General features: G+C 60.6%; 19 protein-coding genes. 15 read left to right on the top strand and 4 right to left on the bottom strand.

Annotated features, from left to right (window positions below; all coding sequences use genetic code 11):
• The 13 genes from FIV05_RS12180 to FIV05_RS12120 all read left to right on the top strand — a co-directional run bounded on the left by FIV05_RS12180 (nucleotide 1) and on the right by FIV05_RS12120 (nucleotide 14,224).
• On the top strand, nucleotides 1-1,134 hold the full coding sequence (locus FIV05_RS12180; RefSeq protein WP_152509720.1) for a hypothetical protein: 1,134 nt from the start codon (nucleotides 1-3) through the stop codon (nucleotides 1,132-1,134).
• 9 nt (nucleotides 1,135-1,143) lie between these two features.
• Nucleotides 1,144-3,093 carry an ATP-binding protein gene (locus FIV05_RS12175; protein ID WP_152509719.1) on the top strand — a complete coding sequence of 650 codons (1,950 nt, stop codon included), beginning with the start codon at nucleotides 1,144-1,146 and terminating at the stop codon, nucleotides 3,091-3,093.
• On the top strand, nucleotides 3,090-4,457 hold the full coding sequence (locus FIV05_RS12170; protein WP_152509718.1) for a DUF6638 family protein: 1,368 nt from the start codon (nucleotides 3,090-3,092) through the stop codon (nucleotides 4,455-4,457). The genes FIV05_RS12175 and FIV05_RS12170 overlap by 4 nt, the downstream gene beginning before the upstream one ends.
• Nucleotides 4,454-5,122, top strand: coding sequence for a DUF1523 family protein (locus tag FIV05_RS12165; protein ID WP_152509717.1), 669 nt, complete (start codon nucleotides 4,454-4,456; stop codon nucleotides 5,120-5,122). The genes FIV05_RS12170 and FIV05_RS12165 overlap by 4 nt, the downstream gene beginning before the upstream one ends.
• A gap of 195 nt (nucleotides 5,123-5,317) precedes the next feature.
• Complete coding sequence (locus FIV05_RS12160) at nucleotides 5,318-5,998, top strand: HAD family hydrolase (protein ID WP_208984234.1); 681 nt, start codon at nucleotides 5,318-5,320, stop codon at nucleotides 5,996-5,998.
• 1 nt (nucleotide 5,999) lies between these two features.
• A complete protein-coding gene (locus FIV05_RS12155) occupies nucleotides 6,000-6,956 on the top strand; it encodes a sugar-binding transcriptional regulator (RefSeq protein WP_023003162.1) in 957 nt (318 codons plus the stop codon).
• Nucleotides 6,957-7,159: 203 nt separating this feature from the next.
• Nucleotides 7,160-8,431, top strand: a complete 1,272-nt coding sequence (locus FIV05_RS12150; protein WP_208992187.1) for a sugar ABC transporter substrate-binding protein — start codon at nucleotides 7,160-7,162, stop codon at nucleotides 8,429-8,431.
• A gap of 95 nt (nucleotides 8,432-8,526) precedes the next feature.
• A complete protein-coding gene (locus tag FIV05_RS12145; RefSeq protein WP_031270353.1) occupies nucleotides 8,527-9,399 on the top strand; it encodes a sugar ABC transporter permease in 873 nt (290 codons plus the stop codon).
• Nucleotides 9,400-9,402: 3 nt separating this feature from the next.
• Nucleotides 9,403-10,233: a carbohydrate ABC transporter permease gene (locus tag FIV05_RS12140; protein ID WP_023003159.1), complete on the top strand. Its 831-nt coding sequence runs from the start codon at nucleotides 9,403-9,405 to the stop codon at nucleotides 10,231-10,233.
• Nucleotides 10,234-10,244: 11 nt separating this feature from the next.
• Complete coding sequence (locus FIV05_RS12135; RefSeq protein ID WP_152509716.1) at nucleotides 10,245-11,249, top strand: ABC transporter ATP-binding protein; 1,005 nt, start codon at nucleotides 10,245-10,247, stop codon at nucleotides 11,247-11,249.
• Entirely contained in the window at nucleotides 11,246-12,019 is a 774-nt protein-coding gene (locus FIV05_RS12130) for an L-iditol 2-dehydrogenase (protein WP_152509715.1), read from the top strand. Before FIV05_RS12135 ends, FIV05_RS12130 begins: the two co-directional genes overlap by 4 nt.
• A 3-nt stretch (nucleotides 12,020-12,022) precedes the next feature.
• A complete protein-coding gene (locus tag FIV05_RS12125) occupies nucleotides 12,023-13,534 on the top strand; it encodes a mannitol dehydrogenase family protein (RefSeq protein ID WP_152509714.1) in 1,512 nt (503 codons plus the stop codon).
• A 150-nt stretch (nucleotides 13,535-13,684) separates the two neighbouring features.
• On the top strand, nucleotides 13,685-14,224 hold the full coding sequence (locus FIV05_RS12120; protein ID WP_152509713.1) for a TlpA disulfide reductase family protein: 540 nt from the start codon (nucleotides 13,685-13,687) through the stop codon (nucleotides 14,222-14,224).
• Between the two features lie 34 nt (nucleotides 14,225-14,258).
• Here the strand turns inward: FIV05_RS12120 and FIV05_RS12115 are convergent, their stop codons facing one another.
• Genes FIV05_RS12115 through FIV05_RS12100 form a run of 4 tightly spaced genes read right to left on the bottom strand, consistent with a single transcriptional unit; the run spans nucleotide 14,259 to nucleotide 18,222 of the window.
• Nucleotides 14,259-15,086 (bottom strand): heme ABC transporter ATP-binding protein, encoded by an 828-nt coding sequence (locus FIV05_RS12115; RefSeq protein WP_152509712.1) that lies wholly within the window; start codon nucleotides 15,084-15,086, stop codon nucleotides 14,259-14,261.
• 9 nt (nucleotides 15,087-15,095) lie between these two features.
• Nucleotides 15,096-16,229 (bottom strand): iron ABC transporter permease, encoded by a 1,134-nt coding sequence (locus tag FIV05_RS12110; protein WP_152511915.1) that lies wholly within the window; start codon nucleotides 16,227-16,229, stop codon nucleotides 15,096-15,098.
• 8 nt (nucleotides 16,230-16,237) lie between these two features.
• Nucleotides 16,238-17,137, bottom strand: a complete 900-nt coding sequence (locus FIV05_RS12105) for an ABC transporter substrate-binding protein (RefSeq protein ID WP_173013829.1) — start codon at nucleotides 17,135-17,137, stop codon at nucleotides 16,238-16,240.
• Nucleotides 17,134-18,222, bottom strand: a complete 1,089-nt coding sequence (locus FIV05_RS12100) for a ChuX/HutX family heme-like substrate-binding protein (protein WP_152509711.1) — start codon at nucleotides 18,220-18,222, stop codon at nucleotides 17,134-17,136. The genes FIV05_RS12105 and FIV05_RS12100 overlap by 4 nt, the downstream gene beginning before the upstream one ends.
• 266 nt (nucleotides 18,223-18,488) lie before the next feature.
• Between FIV05_RS12100 and FIV05_RS12095 the strand changes: the two genes are divergently transcribed.
• Nucleotides 18,489-20,630: a TonB-dependent receptor gene (locus FIV05_RS12095; RefSeq protein WP_152509710.1), complete on the top strand. Its 2,142-nt coding sequence runs from the start codon at nucleotides 18,489-18,491 to the stop codon at nucleotides 20,628-20,630.
• A gap of 175 nt (nucleotides 20,631-20,805) precedes the next feature.
• On the top strand, nucleotides 20,806-21,870 hold the full coding sequence (locus FIV05_RS12090; protein ID WP_152509709.1) for a LacI family DNA-binding transcriptional regulator: 1,065 nt from the start codon (nucleotides 20,806-20,808) through the stop codon (nucleotides 21,868-21,870).
• Nucleotides 21,871-21,895 lie beyond the last annotated feature (25 nt).

Genomic DNA, 21,895 nt, shown 5'->3' with positions numbered 1-21,895 from the left:
GTGGATCTGACCCTGGACCACAGAACCCTGGAAGAAGCGCATGAAACACGGCGCTACTTCGCCAAGTTCGAGCGGATCATCTCGCATTTGCAAGGGGTGGCGGAAAGCGTCATCAACGAGAACACCGCGCTCGCTTCGGAAATACCGGTTCTGAAAGAGTACCTGGAAGCGCTGTCGGGAACCTTCACGGCGCTTTCCTACAAATATCTGCTGGCGGGCCGCGTGTCGGACATGCTGCCCTCGCTTCTGAACATCGACCGTCAGGACAGCGGCTTCCCGATCTATCAGGAGCTGCTGCAGATGGCGAACGACGCCATGCAGGCGGACAAGCATTTACGGTCGCTGCCGGCAATGCGCGAACTCAAGCTGGAGATGGTCAACCATATCCTGCGTGAACAGTCCTCGCCGACCAACCTGCAGTTTGCCGCCTCGCAGCGCCAGTATTACGAAGAGCTCGCCAAGGGCGACCTGTTCTGGGCACGGAACGATCCACGTCTGGCCTGGATGGGCAACGTCGTCGACAACCGCCGCCTCTACAGGCTGCATTGGGCCGTCTATGACAGTCAGCAGAACATTCCGCTGATCTACATTCTCGACCTGGAAGACAGCGGCAAGTGGCCTCTGGCCAAGGACGAGCGCCGCTGGCCGCGCGTCCAGAGCCATCTGACCGCCCAATCCTCGGCGTCCCTGAAGCTGGTGACCATCGCCCGCGGCTTCGACCGCGACTTCGATGACCTGCATCCCAAGCGCCTGCGCCGGTTCTTTCTGGGGCCGATGTACAGCCACACCTTTACCCAACAGTCCGGTCCGCTACGCGACGTCCTTGCCGAAGCCACCGGTCGCCCTGGGGAAGACTGGGCCCTGGCCTGGACGACCGAAACCCTGGTCGCCTCCGGCTCCGAGTTCGAATCCGCAGGCTTCTTTTCGTCTGTCGAGCGGCAGATCTACCAACTCGATCCGCTGTCGGCACACAATCCGGCGTCACAGGAAGTCGCAGGCCATACACACCAGCAGCGGTCGCTGATCCTGCCGCAGCGGCCTTACCAAATTCTGGAAGAGCGAAACCCGCCGGGCTTCGCCAATATCCGCAAGTATGTCGTCAGCCCTTCGGGCAAGATCCTCAGTTACAAATAGGTTTTTCGCGTGACCCTTTCCAACGACCTCATGGAACTGAAAGAAGACAAGATCCGCGAGAAATACGCCTTTGCGGAAGCAATGCTCCAGGGCTTCGACCACACCCCGCGTATCGCCAAGAAGTCGGATGCACCCGTTGCACAGGACCGTTCGCCCGGCCTCGGCGCCCGCCGGCGGTTCCGCTCCACGACGCCCGGCCTCGTCACGCGCTCCACGGCCCGTCCCGAAGGTGTGCAACTTTCAAACCGCATTCTGGAATGCGACGACGATGCTCTGACCACCCCGCTTCAGGCGAGCGTTCTGCGGTCCCTGCGCCGGGCGCTGGCTGTCGCCCAGGTGGCGTCCGACCAGTTTGCCGACCAGACCGGCCTTGCCGAGCTAAAGCGCGCCAATCTTGCCGGAACGCTGGACGCCTCGCAGAAGATGCGGTTCCAGGATCTTCTGTCGGCAACGGCCATGATTGCGCTGCACGTCTTTGCCAACATGACGGACTTCCTCCTGTCGGGGCTCTCAGCCGAAACCGGTGAAACCGAAGTCCAGTGCCGCGACGTCGAGGAAATCCTTTTCGACAACGACCAGCTCGCCCTTCATGGTGTTCTCTGGGAGCTGGACCAGGAAATTGCCGCCGCCGCGATTGAAACCGATGCCCAGTTGATCGGCCTGGTGACGTCCTTCTGCGAACAGCTGATGGAAAAGGTGACACTTCGCGCGGAAGGCGTCAGCGTGCTGCAGGCATTCTCGGAAAGCCGTTACCGCGTGGAAGCGGACAATTTCGAGATCACCGGCTTCACGCCTTCCGCACGCGCGCACTCGACCACGCTCGCCATGGCGTTCAAGAAGCCGGAAGAAGTCGTCGGCAACCACATCGCCAAATACCAGGCGATGAAGCTTGCCAAGATGCTGATGGCCTACGATTTCGACCGCAAGCTCAACCCGTTCGCGGAACTCGGCGGCTTCATCTTCACCTTCATGGGCGACGGCAAACCGGGCACCGGCAAGACAACCCTGATCCAGATGATGGCCGGCATGGTCAACGACTATTGTCAGGTCGCCGGCTATCCGTTCCGCTATCAGAACCTCTCCACGGAAAGCATCGACAGCTACCAGGGCAAGTCTGCCCAGAATGCCAAGGCCTTCATCCGCAATGTCACCGACCCGAATGTGATCGGTTTCGGCACCATCGACGACATAGACCAGCTTGCCGGCAAGCGCGGCGATCGCCAGTCCTCCGCCGGACAGCTGGAAATTACAGCGGTCCTGATGGAGAGCTTTGCCGGTGCCAACACGGTGGTGCGCGGCAACTGCACGTTCGGCATGTTCTCCAACTATCCGGAGAACGTCGATGACGCCCTGCGTCAGCGCGCCGGTGCCCGCTTCCTGGTCGACGGCCCGCAAAGCCGCGAGGACTACATCGACATCCTGCATCTGCTGATGGGCAAGAACCACTCGATTCCAGTCGGCGACCATGATCTTTTCGAGGCCCAGGCCCTGAAGAAGGCCGTTGCGGCGTCCTACGAGCGTCACTCCCGGCCACAGGAAGATGCGCTGACAAAGGTGTTCGACAACGTACGGGCTGAAATCGGTGACCTGGACACGATCGCCAAGCTCGGTACCTACCTGAAGGCCATCCAGCAAGCGGACGAACGTTTCACCGGCCGGGCGATCAAGAACATCACCGATGCCGTGAAAGTGCGGGCGATGGACTTCGAATTGCCGGATGCCTGGATGGAAGATCCGGAACTATTCCTGTTCAAGGACTACGAGACCAAGAAGGCGATGATCGCCGACCTGGCGCAGCCGATCACCGTCGATATGGTCATCCAGGAAATCAACCGCTACGCGGACAGCGAATTCCGCTATGCGGACAAGTCGGACGAGGTTGCCATCGAGAATGCCGTGCGCGAGATGCAGCGCATGGAAGAAGCCAAGCGCCGCTACATGGAAATCACGCGCATATGATGAGGCTCGTCAAACATGGCTTGATGTTCGGTAACCTCTACGAGGTCTCCGCACCGTCCATGGTGGCCCGCTACAACCGCGCGCTGGAGCACCTGACCGGCAAGCGAACGGCGCTCGAGGCCTTTCACGTCGACATCTCCGGATTTTCCCCGGAGATCGGCGATGAACTGGACGACATCCACTACCTCAATCCGCACGGCTGCAATCGGCAGTTCATTCTGCTGTCGATCGAACAGAAGACCGCACCGTTGTTGAACGCGCGGTTCTCCACGTCGCGTTCGATCCTGAAACGCTTCATCGAGGACAATGAGGAACAGCTCTTTGCGCTTTCGATCCGCGATTGCGTCGTCGGTGAACTGGTCAACTCGATCTATTCCATCACCTCGCCGCAGGACCTGTTTTATATCAGGGCGATCGAGGTGGAGGCGGACACCGTCGGCGGGCATTCCGAAGCAGGTGACGAACTGGCCGACAAGATCGAAGCCTTCATGAGCGAGCCCGACGGCTGGTGGGACGATGTGCTGATCGCGGACATGATCGAGCTTTCCAAGCACACCGGCGACATCATCCGCACCCCCTTGGCGATCAGTTCGAAAAGCTATGAGCAGGGAAATTTCCATACCTCCCATTTCGGCGGCCTCTACATCTTTCGCGATGTGAAGGAAACCGCATGCATCGCCTCCAGGCGCATGGACATTGTCGTCGACCTGCCCGTGAAGCACCTCTTCAGCCTGGAAGACCGCTACGAGGTGGCCGATTTCCTCAATCGAAACCAGTTGGTGGAGCCTATCCTCGATGCAGGCGGCAGCGTCGCCAAGAGCCTTTTGAAACAGAAACTGGACTTCATCGTCATCGACACGGCCGCCAGCCAGGGCGAGGATCTGTCGGACGTCTCGCGGCGCGATCTGCGCGCTTTGAGACGCAAGTATCACCAGCAGCTCCCCGCGGAATATCACGCCCTCAACGACATCGTGCACAGGCTGGAGCTGAAAGACGACAAGCTGTGGGTCGAACCGGAAAACGCAGCCTATTTCTACCTGCTTCGCTCGCGCAATCACCGCGACAAGAACCTGGTCAACATGCTGCTGGCCGAATTGACGCCGCTTGACTTCCGCCAGCTTTTCATTTGTCACAAGGACGCATTCTACGGTCATTACCGAAGCTGGGGTGAGGCCAAGAAGAACTACGCGGCCCAGTTCCTTGCGGAAGAATATATGGTCGACAAGGTCGGCACGCGGCTGGAGCTGTTCGGACCGGAGGCCGCCATGGTGGAAGAAGACCAGGCCGACTACGGCTTCGGCAGGAACATGGGGCCGTGGGGTGCAATCCCCGAGGAACAAGACGGTGAGGACGGCGCACGATGAAGTGGATCAAATGGATAATCGGCATTCCGCTCCTGCTGATCCTTGTCGCCTTCCTCCATTACACGTTGCCGGGACGTGATGTGGTTCGCATCGTCGGCACCGACGTGAAGCGCATGGACATCGGCGCTTCGTCGCTCTTCTGGGCCGCCCCCGATGCAGGTACCAACAAGAACTGGACAAGGGACGTCCGCTTCATCAACACGGTCTGGCCGAACGGCAAGCCAAGGGTCTACCGCAACGAAGACACCGATTGGGGCTGGCCGCCCTATTTCAAGTTCGACAGCAGCAACATCACCGCCCAGGCGCAGGATCTGGCCAAGAAAAGCGATGATGTCTGGATCGCCGTCACCCACTATGGCTGGCGTGTGGAGCTGTTCACGATCTTTCCCAATGCCATCAGCATCGAGGTTGTCTCCGGGCCGGATGTCTTCCTGATCCCCTGGTTCAATATCCTGTTCGTCGTGGTGCTTGTCGCTCTCGCCTATCTGGTCATCAAGACCGTCAACGCCTTCAAGAAACGCCGGATCGACCCGGTAGTCGACGGTATCGACGACTTCATGGACGATGTCGGCGATAGCGCCGAGCAGGCCCGCGCCAGCGCCCATCGTCGCGCTAGTGAAGCCACGAGCGGCTTCCGCCGATGGCTGAAACGCTGGTTCGGTTGACGGGACCGGAACGGCATGCCTCTCTGTCGGCCGTGCTCTCTGCACCGCCCTCATCCTGAGGAGGACCGCCAGGTCCGTCTCGAAGGATGGGCTTCATACTCCTGAGCAAGCGGCCCATCCTTCGAGACGACGCTTGCGCGCCTCCTCAGGATGAGGTCGTTCGTTTTAACCTTCCAATCGGCAGGAACCCCGAGTTTGAATCAGCCAATCGACCTAGTCATCTTCGACTGCGACGGTGTTCTCATCGACAGCGAAGTCATCAGCGCGCGCATGCTGGTGGCTGAACTCGCGACGCGGAACGTCCACATCACCATGGACTACGTCGCTCACCATTTCCTGGGTCGAAGCTATCCGGTTGTCCTGCAGCAGATCCGCAAGGAATTCGGTGTCGACCTGCCGCCGGAATTCGAAACCGCCTACCGGGCAAGCCTTCTCAGCGCCTTTGAAGCGGAGCTCAGACCGATCGACGGCGTGCGGGAGGTGATCGAGAACCTTGGCGTGGACTATTGCCTTGCGACCAGTTCCAGCCCGCCGCGGCTCGCCAGATCGCTGGAGATAACCGGGCTGACGGATCTCTTTGCCGGCCGTACCACCACGGCTTCCGAAGTCGCTCACGGCAAACCCGCGCCGGACCTGTTCCTGCTGGCAGCGGAAAAACATGGCGTCGCACCGGAGCGCTGCCTGGTGATCGAGGACAGCGAAAACGGCATCAAGGCAGGGCTTGCCGCCGGTATGGAAGTCTACCGTTTCATTGGCGGTTCGCACCTTGCCGGACTTCTGAATTCGGCGACTGCCACGGCGGGTGCCGCGCAACTGTTTGCATCTTTCGGCGAATTCTTTCAGCTTAGGCCGGATCTGAAGAACAACGGCAACTAAGATGAAACAGAAAATTCCTGCCGAGGCATCCCGTCTCGATGACGCCGCCCGCGCCGGCTGGTTATACTATGTTGCCGGCAACACCCAGGACGAGATCGCCCGCAAGCTCGGCGTATCCCGCCAATCGGCACAGCGGCTGGTTTCGCTTGCAGTCAGTGAACGGCTGATCAAGGTGCGGCTCGACCACCCGATCGCCAACTGCATGGAACTGAGCACCCGCCTGACGGAACGCTTCGGCCTGCAGAGCTGCGAAGTGGTCCCCAGCGACCCGGACGCCCCGTCCTCCACGGTTGGCATTGCCCAGGCGGCCGCCACCGAGATGGAACGTCATTTCCGCTCCCAGAAACCCAAGATCATCGCCTACGGCACGGGCCGCACCTTGCGCGCTTCGGTGGATCAATTGCCGATGATGGATTGTCCGCAGCACCGCATCGTCTCGCTTCTGGGCAACATGATGTCGGACGGCTCGGCCTCGGCCTATAACGTCATCATCCGGCTTGCCGACCGCATCAATGCCCGGCACTACCCGATGCCTCTGCCCGTATTCGCCCGCTCCCGCGAGGAACTGCAACTGCTGCATAACCAGGAAGCGGTGCACAATATCCTCGATCTCATCCGGCAGGCGGACGTTACTTTCGTGGGTATCGGCAACATGGGACCGACTGCACCATTGACGGTCGACGGATTCGTCAGTCACGACGAAATGCGCGCACTGGAGAAAGCCGGTGCCATCGGCGAGATCACGAGCTGGGTCTACGACCGAAAAGGCGCGCTGGTCGAAGGACTTACCAATGACCTGGTAGCCAGTGCCCCCCTGCTGCCGGCCGGAGAGAAACCGGTCTACGGAATTGCGGCGGGCGACGGCAAGGTGCCGGCCATGCTGGGAGCGTTGAACGGCAAATTTGTCAATTGCCTGATCACCAACGAGACGACGGCTGAGCAATTGCTCAAGCTCTGAGCGATTTCCCAATATAAATAACTATATGTATTTTAAAGGCTTTTCGCAGTGCAGCGAGAAGCCTTTTTTGTTTTAGGCGATTCACATCTTGACTCGGGGTGGGAATTGGAGCGAATATTTGCCCGCAAGAATGGCAAATGCCCAATCTCGCTTGGGAGGAAAATATGGCATTTCATACCCGTGCGCTCCTCAGCGCATGTGCAATGGCGGCTCTGTGCGCATCCGCATCTGCAGAAACAATCACCATCGCGACCGTGAACAACGGCGACATGATCCGCATGCAGGGTCTGACGAAGGACTTCACCGACAAGAACCCTGACATCGAAGTCAAATGGCTGACCATGGAGGAGAACGTTCTCCGCCAGCGCGTCACCACTGACGTCGCCACCAAGGGCGGTCAGTTCGACGTCATGACCATCGGCACCTATGAAGTTCCGATCTGGGGCAAGCAGGGCTGGCTCGTTTCCCTGAACGACCTGCCGGAAAGCTACGACGCGGACGACATCCTGCCGGCCATCCGTGGCGGCCTGACCGTTGACGGCGAGCTCTATGCGGCACCGTTCTACGGCGAAAGCTCCATGGTCATGTACCGCAAGGACCTGATGGAAAAAGCCGGCCTGGAAATGCCGGAAGCCCCGACCTGGGACTTTATCGTCGAAGCCGCCAAGGCAATGACGGACAAGGAAAACGAAGTCTACGGCATCTGCCTGCGCGGCAAGGCCGGCTGGGGTGAAAACATGGCGTTCCTGACGGCCATGGCGAACTCTTACGGCGCCCGCTGGTTCGACATGGACTGGAAGCCGCAGTTCGACACGCCGCAATGGAAAGAAGCTCTTACCACCTATCTCGACGTGATGAACGAAGCAGGCCCTCCGGGCGCTTCTTCCAACGGCTTCAACGAAAACCTGGCCCTGTTCCAGACCGGCAAGTGCGGCATGTGGATCGACGCCACCGTGGCAGCCTCCTTCGTGACCAACCCGAAGGACAGCCAGGTTGCTGACAAGGTCGGCTTTGCTCTGGCACCGGACAAGGGCCTCGGCAAACGCGGGAACTGGCTCTGGGCATGGTCGCTGGCCATTCCGGCCGGCACCCAGAAGGAAGCTGCTGCGAAGAAGTTCATCGAGTGGGCGACTTCCAAGGAATACCTGGAGCTGGTTGCAGCCGAAGAAGGCTGGGCGAACGTTCCCCCGGGAACCCGTACGTCTCTTTATGAGAACCCGGAATACCAGAAAGTTCCGTTCGCAAAGATGACGCTGGACAGCATCAACTCTGCTGATCCGCAGAATCCGACCGTCGATCCGGTTCCGTATGTCGGCGTGCAGTTCGTCGCCATTCCGGAATTCCAGGGCATGGCAACCGTTGTCGGCCAGGCATTCTCGGCAGCTCTTGCTGGCTCGATGGATGCGGACGCTGCACTGGCTGCTGCCCAGGCGACCGCTGAACGCGAAATGAAGAAGGCCGGTTACCTCAAGTAGAAGCCTTCGCGGACCGGCGGGTGCCTGCCCGTCCCGCCGGTCTCCTCCTTTCTGTTCCGCGTGAGCTCTGGCTCTGACCGAGCAAAGGTCGCATCATGGCTACCCAACATTCACGGGCGGCGGCCCGTTTGATGATCTCTCCGGCAGTTCTGCTGCTGCTGGGTTGGATGATCATCCCGCTCTCGATGACCCTCTATTTCTCTTTCCTGCGCTACAACCTGCTCATTCCGGGAATGGAAGAGTGGACCGGCTGGACCAACTACGAGTTCTTCCTCACCGATCCGGCTTTCTTTGCAGCGCTGAAGAACACCCTGCTGCTCGTTGGCGGCGTCCTTCTCATCACCATTGTCGGCGGCGTGCTGTTGGCCCTGCTGCTCGACCAGCCCTTCTGGGGCCAGGGGATCGTGCGCATTCTGGTGATTGCCCCGTTCTTCGTCATGCCCACCGTCTCCGCGCTGGTGTGGAAGAACATGTTCATGAACCCGGTCAACGGCCTGTTCGCATACTTTGCGAAGTTTCTGGGGCTGCAACCGTTCGACTTTCTTTCGCATGCACCGCTGTTTTCGATCATCCTGATCGTCGCCTGGCAGTGGTTGCCCTTTGCGACGCTCATTCTGCTTACCGCCCTGCAATCGCTGGACAGCGAACAGCTGGAAGCGGCCGAAATGGACGGCGCCAATTTCCTGAACCGCTTCGTGTTCATCATGGTGCCGCACCTGGCGCGTTCGATCACCGTCGTGATCCTGATCCAGACGATCTTCCTGCTGTCGGTCTTCGCGGAAATTCTCGTCACCACCAATGGCGGTCCGGGCTATGCCTCGACCAACCTCACCTACCTGATCTACGCCCAGTCGCTGCTGCAGTTCGACGTCGGCGGCGGATCGGCCGGCGGTGTGGTCGCCATTATCCTCGCCAACATCGTTGCGATCTTCCTGATGCGGATGATCGGCAAGAACCTGGAGGCCTGACCCATGGCGCGCGCAGTCTCCAACCGCCGCAAGGCTCTCGTCACCGTATGTGCGTGGGCCGTCGGCATCGCCATCTTCTTCCCGATCCTGTGGACCGTGCTGACCAGCTTCAAGACGGAAGCGGAAGCCATTGCGTCTCCTCCTAGCTTCCTGTTTTTCGACTGGACGCTGGAAAACTACAGCACGGTCCAGGAGCGTTCGGACTATTTCCGGCACTTCTCCAACTCGGTCATCATTTCCTTCGGCTCCACCCTTCTGGGTCTGCTGATCGCGATACCGGCGGCCTGGTCCATGGCCTTCGTGCCGGGCAAGCGCACCAAGGACGTCCTGATGTGGATGCTGTCCACCAAGATGCTTCCGCCGGTGGGTGTGCTGATCCCGATCTATCTCCTGTTCCGGGATACCGGTCTCCTCGACACGCGTGTCGGCCTCGTGATGGTGCTTACCCTCATCAACCTGCCGATCATCGTCTGGATGCTGTTCACCTACTTCCGCGAAATTCCGGGCGAGATCCTGGAAGCCGCGCGGATGGACGGTGCGGAGCTGTGGTCCGAGATCATCTACGTGCTGACACCCATGGCGGTGCCCGGCATTGCCTCGACCCTGCTACTGAACATCATCCTGTCCTGGAACGAAGCGTTCTGGACCTTGAACCTAACGGCGGTCGACGCCGCCCCCCTCACCGCTTTCATTGCCAGCTATTCCAGCCCGGAAGGCCTGTTCTACGCAAAACTGAGCGCTGCCTCGACGATGGCGATCGCCCCGATCCTCATCATCGGCTGGTTCAGCCAGAAGCAGCTCGTACGCGGCCTGACCTTCGGCGCGGTTAAATAGGAGACCTGAACATGGGTCAGATAACCCTCAACCAGATTACCAAGAGCTTCGGCGACGTTCAGGTTATCCCGCCACTGGACCTGCAGATCAACGACGGCGAGTTCGTGGTGTTCGTCGGTCCGTCCGGCTGCGGCAAGTCCACGCTCCTGCGTCTCATTGCAGGCCTGGAGGATGTCTCGTCCGGTGACATCACCATCGACGGCAAGAACGCCACCGAAGTGCCGCCGGCAAAACGTGGCCTTGCCATGGTGTTCCAGTCCTACGCGCTCTATCCGCACATGTCGGTGCGCAAGAACATCGCCTTCCCGCTGCGCATGGCCGGCATCGACAAGGCGGCGCAGGACGCCAAGGTGACCGCAGCCGCCAAGGTGCTAAACCTGACGGATTACCTGGACCGTCGCCCGGGTCAGCTTTCCGGCGGTCAGCGCCAGCGTGTTGCCATCGGCCGCGCCATCGTGCGCGAACCGGCCGCCTTCCTGTTCGACGAACCCCTGTCGAACCTGGATGCGGCGCTGCGTGTCAACATGCGGCTCGAAATCTCCGAACTGCACCAGTCCCTCAAGACGACCATGATCTACGTGACCCACGACCAGGTGGAAGCCATGACCATGGCTGACAAGATCGTGGTGCTGCAGGCCGGCAAGATCGAGCAGGTCGGCTCGCCGCTGGAGCTTTATCACACGCCGCGCAACAAGTTCGTGGCCGGTTTCATCGGCTCGCCGAAGATGAACTTCCTGATGGGGTCCTTCGCCACCGAATACGATGCTGCCACGATCGGTATCCGCCCGGAGCATCTGACCGTCTCGCAAAGCGACGGCAAATGGGTCGGAAAGGTCGGCGTTTCGGAACATCTCGGATCCGACACCTTCCTTTATGTCGATATGGAAGGCGTCGACGAACCGATTACCGTGCGCTCCTCGGGCGAGATCGGGTTCCGCCATGGCGACACAGTTCACCTGACCCCGGCTCCTGACAAGATCCACCGCTTCGACAACCAGGGCCTGAGGATTGCATGAGCCGACTTGAAGGAAAATCCGCGCTGATCACGGGTTCGGCCCGGGGCATCGGCAAGGCCTTTGCCGCGCGGTTTGCAGAGGAAGGCGCCCAGGTGGCGATTGCCGATATCAACCTGGCCGGCGCAGAAGCGGCGGCCAGTGAGATCGGTCCGAATGCCTATGCCGTTCAGTTGGACGTCACCGACCAGTCGTCGATCGATGCTGCCATCGCCGCCGTTGAACAGAAGACCGGCGGGCTCGACATCCTGGTCAACAACGCCGCGCTATTCGATCTGGCACCGATTGTCGAGATCACCCGCGACAGCTACCAGCGCCTGTTCGACATCAACGTTTCCGGAACCCTGTTCATGATGCAGGCCTCGGCAAAGTCGATGATCAGGCGTGGTCAGGGCGGCAAGATCATAAACATGGCCAGCCAGGCAGGCCGGCGCGGTGAAGCGCTGGTGGGCATCTATTGCGCCACCAAGGCAGCGGTCATCAGCCTGACCCAGTCGGCAGGTCTCAACCTGATCGAACACGGCATCAACGTGAATGCCATCGCCCCCGGCGTCGTCGACGGCGAGCACTGGGACCATGTGGATTCGATGTTCGCGAAATACGAAGGCCTGCAGCCCGGCGAAAAGAAGGCAGCGGTCGGAGCCGCGGTGCCTTTCGGCCGCATGGGCACCGCCGAAGATCTCACCGGCATGGCCGTTTTCCTGGCGTCGAAAGACGCGGATTACATCGTATCGCAGACTTACAACGTCGATGGCGGCAACTGGATGAGCTGACCAATGACCCAGAACCTAAGTGAAACTGTGCTCAATTCTCTTCCCGAATCTGTCAAGGCACCGGCGTATCGCCGGTCGGACCTGACCCCCGGTATCCTTCACATCGGCGTCGGCAACTTCCATCGTGCGCATCAGGCCATCTACCTGAGCAAGCTGTTCGATCTCGGCGAAGGCCGTGATTGGGCCATCGTCGGCGCGGGCCTCAAGCCCTACGACAAGACCATGCGTGAACGCCTCCAGGCCCAGGACTGGCTGACGACCGTGGTCGAGCTCGACCCGGAAGGCCTTAGCGCGCAGGTCTGTGGCGCCATGATCGACTTCGTTGACGTGGATCCCCAGGCGCTGATCGCTCGCCTTGGTGAAGCCGATATCCGCATTGTCTCGCTGACGATCACCGAAGGCGGTTATTTCGTTGATCCGAACACCGGTGGCTTCGACGTCAATCATCCGGAAATCCAGGCGGATCTCGCCTCACCGGATAAGCCACAGACCGTGTTCGGCGTGCTCGTCGCCGCCCTGCTGGCCCGCCGCGACAAAGGCCTTGAACCCTTTACCGTGATGTCTTGCGACAACCTGCCCGAAAACGGCCATATGGCGAAACAGGCCGTTGCCGGTTTCGCCAGGGCCTTGTCGCCGGAAGCCGGAAGCTGGATTGCCGACAACGTCGCCTTTCCAAACGGCATGGTGGACTGCATCACCCCCGCGACCGGCGACCGCGAACGCGGCCTGGTTCAGGAACGCTTCGGCCTGACCGATGCGGCCCCTGTGGTCTGTGAACCCTTCCGCCAATGGGTGCTGGAGGATCATTTCCCTGCCGGTCGCCCGGCGCTGGAAAAGGTCGGCGTCGAATTCGTCGAGGACGTCGCTCCATACGAGCTGATGAAATTGCGCATTCTCAATGGCGGCCATGCGACCATCGCCTATCCGGGTGCGCTGCTGGGACACTACTTCGTCCATGACGCCATGGCCGATCCACTGATCTGCGCTTTCCTGAAAAAGCTGGAAGAAGACGAGATCCTGCCGACCGTTCCGGTAATTCCGGGGGTCAGCTTCGAGACCTATCTCACCACCGTGATGGACCGGTTCTCCAATCCGGCAGTGGGAGACACGATCCCCCGTCTCTGCCTTGACGGTTCCAACCGCCAGCCGAAGTTTATCCTGCCTTCTATCCAGGACCGCCTCGACAAGGGGCTGCCGGTGGCCGGCCTTGCCCTCGAAACGGCCCTTTGGTGCCGTTACTGCCTCGGCCACAACGAGGCTGGAGAACCGCATGTCATCGAGGACAACAATGCCGACATCCTGAAGGCCTGGGCACAGGGCGTTTACGCCGGCAAGCCGGCGCGCATCGAAATGCCGGAGCTCTTTGGAAGTCTCGCCTCCGACGAAACCTTCCTGAAGGCCTTCAGCTACGCCGCAGGCATGATCGCTGAAGATGGGGTGGCAGCAACTCTGAAAGCCTACCTCGACGGCCGCTTCGACAACGGCGCCGCTGCCCTCAAGGCGAACGTTCACTAGCAAACGAGGGATCACACTCGCGCCACCGTGTGCGCAATGTGATCCCATTTGCCTTTCAATTTGCCCTGTCCCGCTTACCTTGATGTCACTGACAGACGAGGATTTGACCTTCGCCTGCACGACGGAAAGCGGTAAGGCGGGATTACGGGCATGAGACAACTGAACAGACGGCACCTTCTGGCTGGCAGCGCGGCAATGGCATTGCTGCCGGGAACGGTGTTTGCGGCAGGCAACGACTTCTTCCGACTTGGCCTCGCCGAACCGGCCTTCGAAATCGAACCCAAACTCGACCTTCCCGATCTTGATGGCACCGTCCACACGCTTGCCGACTATTCCGGAAAGATCCTGCTCGTATCGTTCTGGGCGACATGGTGTCCGCCCTGCCGGAAGGAAATGCCGGGTCTGGCGCGTCTCAACCGGGAACTCGGTCCCGAAGGCTTTGCAGTGCTCGCCGTCAACGTAGGTGACCGGCAGGACCGGATCGAAGGTTTTCTGGACGAGATCGACCATGATGGCCTCACCGTCCTGATGGACACCGACAAGGCCATGCCGAGCACCTGGTTCCTGCGCGGTTTGCCGGTAACCTACGTCCTCGATGGCACCGGCAAGGTTGCCCTCGCCGCCATTGGCGACCGGGTGTGGGATTCAGAGGAAATGATCTCCGCGCTGCGCAGTTTGAAGACCGCCTGACCACGTCGAACATCACCAGGGTAAAAGACCACCCTCAGCCGTTGTCCATCGGCACGATCACAGGCCGTCCTCCACCCGGACGTGTCAGGATTTCCAGCGGAAAGTCATAAGCTTTCGACAACAACTCCGCCTGCATGACCTCGTCCCGCGCACCGAAGGCGAGACGGCGACCACCCTGCATGACCAGCACCCGGTCGGCAAAGGCAGCGGTCAGGTTGAGGTCGTGCATCACGGCGACGACGCCGCCACCACGCTTGGCGTAATCGGCTGCAAGCTGCATGATCTGGACCTGGTGCTTGATGTCGAGACTGGAGACCGGTTCGTCCAGGAACAGCCAATGCGGCAGGCCTTCTTGCGGAAGCGGGTCCCAGACCTGACACAACACCCGTGCAAGCTGCACCCGTTGCTGCTCGCCGCCGGACAGTTCCTGATAACTACGCCCTTCGAAGCCCGACAGGCCGACTTTCGCAAGGGCTTCGGCAATGCGCCGGGCACGGAAGGCTCGTTCCCGGCGGCTGGAGGTCAGGCCGAGACCGACCACTTCAGCCACGTTCAGGGGAAAGGAAATCTGGCTTGCCTGCGGCAGCACCCCGCGCATGGCGGCAAGCACTTCCGGTGACAGGCCACCGACCTCCAACCCTGCCAGCGTTATCCCGCCGGAGTAAGGCAGTTCACCGGTCATTGCCTTCATCAAGGTCGTCTTGCCGGAACCGCTCGGCCCGATGATCGCCAGCACTTCCCCTGCCTTTGCGTGAAAGGAAAGGTCCTGCACGATCCGGGTCTTGCCTGCCGAAACACCAACACGCTCGACAACAAGATCGGGTGTCAGCGCCGTGCCATTTTCAATTGTCCTGTGCAACATGACCACACCCTAAAGGCCTGTAAGGCCGCGCTTGCGCAGCAGGATCCAGAGGAAGAAGGGCGCACCGGCAAAGGCGGTGATGATACCGATGGGCATTTCCGCCGGTGCCACGATGGTGCGCGCCAGCGTATCGGCGGCTATCAGCAGGCAGGCGCCAAGAAGCGCTGCGGCCGGCAGCATGTAGCGATGGTCGGGACCGATTGTGAGACGAAGCAAATGCGGCACGACGATGCCGACAAAGCCGATTCCGCCGCTGACAGCAACGGAGGCGCCGGTTGCCGCCGCAACCAGCAGGATACTGAGGTTCTTGAGCCGCTGCACCTTGATGCCGATGTGCGAGGCGGCGGCTTCGCCAAGCGTCAGACCGTTGAGACCGCGTGCCAGGAACGGCACGCAGACCAGCATCGTGAGGATGATTGGCGCGGCAGAAGCGACCTTCTGCCAGTTGGATCCCGCGAGCGACCCAAGTCCCCAGAACTGCAGGTCGCGCAGCTCCTGGTCATCGGCCACATAAACCAACAGCCCTGTCATCGCACCGGTGAGCGCGCCGAGCGCAATGCCCGCCAGCAGCAATGTCGCAACTGACGTGACACCTCCGCGCGTGCCGATCCTGTAAAGAAGCAGCGTCGTGACGAGGCCGCCGGCAAAGGCTGCCAGCGGGACCGCATAGATACCCAGAAGCGCCATCACCGGCGCCAGTACGGTATTTCCAAGAACGATGAACGCGGCAGCGCCCAGGCCTGCCCCTGCCGAAACGCCGACAATGCCCGGATCTGCAAGCGGGTTTCGGAACAGCCCCTGCATCACGGCACCGGACACCGCCAGGGCCGCTCCAATGAGCGCTCCCAGCGTAACCCGGGGCAGGCGGATATCCATGAGAACGATCCAGTCCCTTGCCGAAACACCCTGCGGCACGCCCTCTCCCGCTCCCGAAAAATAGGACGGCACATGCGGCAGGAGCTCCAGAACCGGGATCGAGATCGGGCCGATGGCAAGGCTTCCCAGAACGACGAGACATGTCAGCACGGCGAGCAGCGCAATGACGGCCCGCGCGAGCGGAGCCCTGTCTCCGCGCTGCAGGTCCGCAAGCCCAAGGAGAGAGGAAATCCGTCCGCTTCTGGCGGGCAAGGCCGTATCGCTCATCAGTGCCATCAGCTTGCCGTATCCGCCAGACGGGTCGACAATTCACGGACCGCTTCTGCGGTGCGCGGACCGAACCCCAGCAGGAGCTGCCCGTTCATGCGGACAAGTCGCCTGTTCTTCCCTGCCGGCGTTTGCGCCACGGCCGGATGATCGAACACCGCATCACCGCTCGCCGCGTCTTCGCCGTCGCCGTGGCGGTCCATCATCAGAACGACGTCCGGTGCCGCACTGACGATCGCCTCGTCGCTGAGGATCTTGTAGCCGGAAAAGCCGGACGTCGCGTTTTCAGCACCCGCAAGCGCAAGTATGCCGTTGGCCGCAGTATCCGATCCGGCGGCAAGGATACGCCCGCCCTTTGTCGACAGGACAAAAAGAACACGAACGCCAGACGTCCGGCTTTCAGCGGCACGTTGTGCCTCGGCCAGATCTTCTTCAAGCTTGCCGGCAAGAGCATCGGCTTTCGCCTCGACGCCGAGCACTTCACCAACGACACGCACCTTCCGGATGATGCCTTCGGCGGTATATGCCTCCGGCACATCCGCCATCGCCACACCGGACTTGCGCAACACGTCCACCGTTTCCTGCGGCCCGCTGCCTTCCAGCATCAGGATCAGCTCCGGATTGACGGAGAGCACACCTTCCGGGGACAGCGCGCGCATGTACCCGACATCCGGAAGACTTGCCGCTTCCGACGGGAAGATGCTGGTGCTGTCGCGGGCAATCAGCCTCTTGTCTTCGCCCAGGGCGTAGACGATCTCCGTCACCGAACCGCCGATGGCGACAACAGTGCTGCTGTCCGGACTGCCCGTGCCTTCCGCAAACAGTGGCTTGCCGGGCAGGACCAGGGCTGCGACGGTCAGCGCGACAGCCGCCGAGACGCCGGAAAAACGCGAAAGAGACCCAATCATTCCGCTGCTCCCAGCTTTACCGCCCGATCCAGTTTCGGCAGGTTTTCGGCAAGGCCGCGCCAATCGGACCGTTCCTCGTTGCCCTCACCACGCACACCGAAGAACTGGATGATCTGCTGTCCTTCGCTGTCATAAGCTTCCACCGAGGTGACATGGCCGACATCCGCCGGTTTGCGCACGGCCCAGACCTCGTGGATGTGGTCGGTCCGCAGATGCAGATGGAAGGTCGGGTCCATCACGTTGATCCATGGCCCCCTATCCATCACCGTTGCCACCGCCCCGGAGTGGATCTGAATGCAACCGCGATTGCCGACAAAACACATGATCGGAATGTTTTCCGACGCTGCAAGACGCAACAAGGCCGGCACCGCCCCACGATCGAGCGGCCAGGCCCAGGCATCGCCCGCCAGTTCAAAGGCACTGACCCGGTCGAGGTCCAGATCCTTCAAAAGTCCGTGGAACTGATGCGGATCGGTCATCGCCTGCCAGCGGTCGCGCAGCACCGCTTCAGCTCCTTCGGATGCCTGTTTTCGGCTGAACGGTTTAGCTTCGCTCACTTGCGGCAACACATCCGGCGTCTGATCGTCCAGCACGAGCTTTTCAACCAGAGTGTTCCACGCATCCAGGTTCGTTTCCGCACGGGTGTGGATCTTCATCACCGCATCACCATGGGCATCGAAGAACTGCAGCGACCGGCGGACATCGTTGCCGTCGGCCTTTTCGACCGCAAAGCCATGCACCCAATTGGCCGGAAACATGCGCGTGTCGATCTGCTCGCCCAGCATCAGGGCCGCCCGTTTGCCGTTCACGAATTTCTCGAACGGCCCGATCTTCTCGTGCACCGCGCTCTCGTTGCGCGTCAGTGCCATGACCGTGCCGACGGTCTGCAACCCCGGAAACAGATCATCGAAACGCGGCGCGATGCGGCGCACGCCATGCCCTACGAAGCTGGCGACCAGCTCCGCTTCCGTAATGCCGAGTATCTGTGCCAGATCCCGCTCCCGCATCTTCGGATTGTCCGCGCGTGCCGCCCGGATGTCGGCTGCGCTCTGCCTGGTTTCAGAGGAGATCTGATCGGCATTCATGAGTTCTGTCCCCAATCGCTATGGTCTTCCTGCAGCCCGCTCTCAGTTTCCCGCCTCATCATCCCGTAACGTAAATTACTGAGATTATTAGGAGTTTTTGAATCATTCCAAAGAGACGCTTTTCCTCGGCGACCGCAATCTAATACTTGACTCCTATATTCATATTTCATTAGGAACACAATACCTGAGTCACTGACTCATGTTTAAAACGCTGTGTGAGAGGCAGCGAAAAGGACGCGAACAACGCGCACTCTTGGAGAATTTTTATGGGGCTCAAGAAGACCGGTAACACCCGCTTGATGGGTGGTGTTGCCCTTTGGGTTTTGGCTTTTAATTGCGGGGCAGCTGCACAGGATGCAGTCGCAGATGCAGCACCGGCGACACCCGTTGCCGAGCAGGATCAACCGGTATCGCAGCTACAACAGATCGTGGTCGGCGCCGGTGTGCCCAAAGTCGCGATCGATACTCCTCAGGCCGTCACCGTGCTGGGCCAGGAAGCCATCGACGACCTGCAACCGCGCTCGATCGGAGACGTCTTCCAGGAGATCCCGGGCGTCACGCCGATCGGCAGTAACTCGATCCTCGGCGAAAGCATCAATATCCGCGGTATCGGTGAAGCCCTTTCCGGTGACGAGACCCGGATCATCATGCAGGTAGACGGGGTCAACAAGTTTTTCGAACAGTACCGGATGGGGTCGTTCTTCTCCGATCCGGAACTCTATAAACAGATCGAAGTCCTGCGCGGACCGGCATCATCGACCCTTTATGGCGCCGGTGCGATGGGGGGTGTGATCACCTTCACCACAAAGGATGCCAGCGATTTCCTCGATCCGGGTGACCTGATCGGCGGCCGGCTGAAAACCTCCTGGGATTCGAACGGCAACGGCTGGCTGGGCAGCGCGATCGTCGCGGCGGAGCCGGTCAAGAACCTCGAGTTGCTCGGCGCCCTCAACTATCGGCAGTCTCAGGACATTACGGATGGCCAGGGCAACGAAGTTCCGGACACGGATTTCAACTCCATCAACGGTCTGATCAAGGCTCGTTACACCTTCGGGGAAAATGAAGACCAGTCCGTTTTCGCAAGTTACCAGAACTGGTCGAGTGACGAGGACAACCAGAACTACGACCAGATTGCCTGGGGTCCGGACTTTGGCGATGTTGACCGCACAGTGACGGATCAGACCGCGATCGTCGGTTATGCAAACGGGTTTTCAGGAAACGATCTGCTTGATGTGAAGGCCCAGTTCAGCTGGTCCGACACGCGGGTCGAGCAGAAGAACCAGGATCAGATCTGCGCCCAGTTCGCCCCGGCGCCCGCGCCGCCGACCTGCTATTACCCGTTTGGCTTCAATTCCGAATATTCCTACGAGACCTGGCAGGGCAAGGCCGACAACGTCGCAACGTTCCAGCTGGGCGAAGACTGGATGGCCTATGTCACGACCGGCATCGACGGCCAGTACCAGGAACGCCGCAATCCGCGTGATTTCGGCACCTATGTGCGCAGTGGTTCAGGGTCTCACCCGGAAGGCGAAACGGTCAACGTCGGCGGCTATGCGCAGGCCGAACTGGTGTGGAACGACCGCATCACCCTCATTCCCGGCATGCGGATCGACTACAGCAACGTGTCTGTCGGCAGCTACGTGGACGGCAGCGGCAACACCATCAACCTGAACGAGGAAAAGAGCGCCGTCGGCTACTCGCCAAAGCTTGCAGCCATGATCAAAATGTCCGAGTGGCTCGGCGTCTTCGGCTCCGTCGCCCATACCGAGCGTCTGCCGTCCCTCGACGAGGTGTTTTCGAACTACGTCGTCAACGATCTCGACAAGGAACTGTCGAACAACTTCGAGGCCGGTGTCACCTTTTCTTTCGATGACCTGATCATGGGCGGTGACGCTTTCCGCCTGAAGGGAACAGCGTTCCGCAACAACGTCACCAACTACTACGCCAGCTACTGGAACGGTTCGACGGTGGTGACGGAAATCATTCCGAAAGCCCGTTACGAAGGGCTTGAGCTGGAAGCCTCCTACTGGACCGAAAGCATCTACGGATCTCTCGGCGCCTCGCTGATCCGGGGCAACAACGTCAGCACCGGCGGCTACATGAATGCCGTCCCCGCCGACAGCGCCTTCCTCAAGATCGGCTACGTCTACCGTCCGTGGAACCTCGACTTCGGCTGGAAGGGCGACTTCTACGCCGCCCAGGACCGTGTGGGCGCCGACGAACAGGAAACCGCAGGCTACGTGCTGCATAACCTTTATGCGGCATGGAAACCGACCGACGGTTTCATGGCGGACAGTGAGGTCCGGTTCAACGTCGACAACGTGTTCGACAAGTCGTACCGGAACCACCTGAGTGAGGACGAAGGTGCAGGCCGCAGCTTCAAGCTGAGCTTCGCCAAGAAGTTCTGACCCTGCCCCATGACCCGCCGCCTGTCCCCGCGGGCGGCGGGTTTCAAGCCCGACGACGGCTGAGGACTGCGCATCGAAAAGCGCTCTCTTTCCCTTCTCAAAACGCTTTCATCAAAGTGACATCGACACCCTGTATTCAGTGTTGGAAACGTTTCCAAGACTGAAGGAGCCAAGGGTGAGATCGCGTCCGCCGACGATCAAGGATGTTGCCGAGCAGGCCGGTTGCGGCATTGCAACGGTGAGCCGCGTCCTCAACGGCACCGGCTCCGCCAGCGCCGACACCCGCCGGAAGGTTCTTTCGGCAGCAAATGCGCTCGGCTTCGAATTCAGCGCGCTTGGCCGGTCCCTGCAAAGCAGCTCGACAAAGACACTCGGCTGCATCGTCCCATCTCTCGCCAATCCCGTGTTTGCAGAAGTCGTCCAGGCCGCCCAGCAGGAAGCCCACCGCGAAGGCTATCAGCTCATTCTGGCATGTTCGGAATACGACGAAGTGCTGGAGCTTCAGGCCGCGCGCACCCTGATCGCCAAACAGGTCGACGGCCTTGTCCTGACGGTCAACAATGCGGCCGACAGCGAGGCTCTGGAGCTGATCCGGGATCGGAACCTTCCCTGCTGCCTCGTCTATAACCGCTCTTCTTTCGGCTTGCCCGCGTGGGCCGTCGACAACCGCGCCGCCGCGCGTGAAGTCGCAAGGGCCTTTCACAGCCAGGGGCACGTTCAAACCGGTTTTCTGGCCCTGCGGTTCCATCGCTCCGACCGCTCGCGTGAGCGCTACGAAGGCTTTGCCGCCGCATGCCGCGAGTTCGGCATGGCAGACCCGCTTCTTCTGGAAATCGAGGAGCAGGACGGCACTCTTCTGGAGTTGCTCGGCACGCTTCTGGCCGAACATCAGGCCCTGACCGGAATTTTCGCGTCGAACGACTTTCTCGCCCTTGCCGCCATGAAGGCCGCACGCGCACTCGGCAAGCGTATTCCCGACGATCTGTCGCTGGTCGGCTTTGACGGCATTTCCACCGGACTGCTGGTCGACCCTCATCTGGCGACGGTCGAAACAGATCCGCGCACCATGGGTCAGGGCGCCGTCAATTCCGTGCTGGCAAGGCTGCTGGACCGGCCCACCCCCGACCTGCCGTCCGCAGCCGCCACATTCAGTTTCCGCGCGGGAGGCAGCCTTGGCCCTCCCGTTCCCGGAAAAGCCGATGGCAGAGAAGCTGCCACTTCCCTGCCATCCAATGAGTAACCCCGAGACCTGCTTGAGATCGCTT

The sequence above is a fragment of the Labrenzia sp. THAF191a genome (assembly GCF_009363335.1).
Classification (GTDB): Bacteria; Pseudomonadota; Alphaproteobacteria; order Rhizobiales; family Stappiaceae; genus Roseibium; species Roseibium algicola.
The sequence above is the reverse complement of the archived record's forward strand: the minus strand, read 5'-3'. Positions and strand labels throughout refer to the sequence as shown.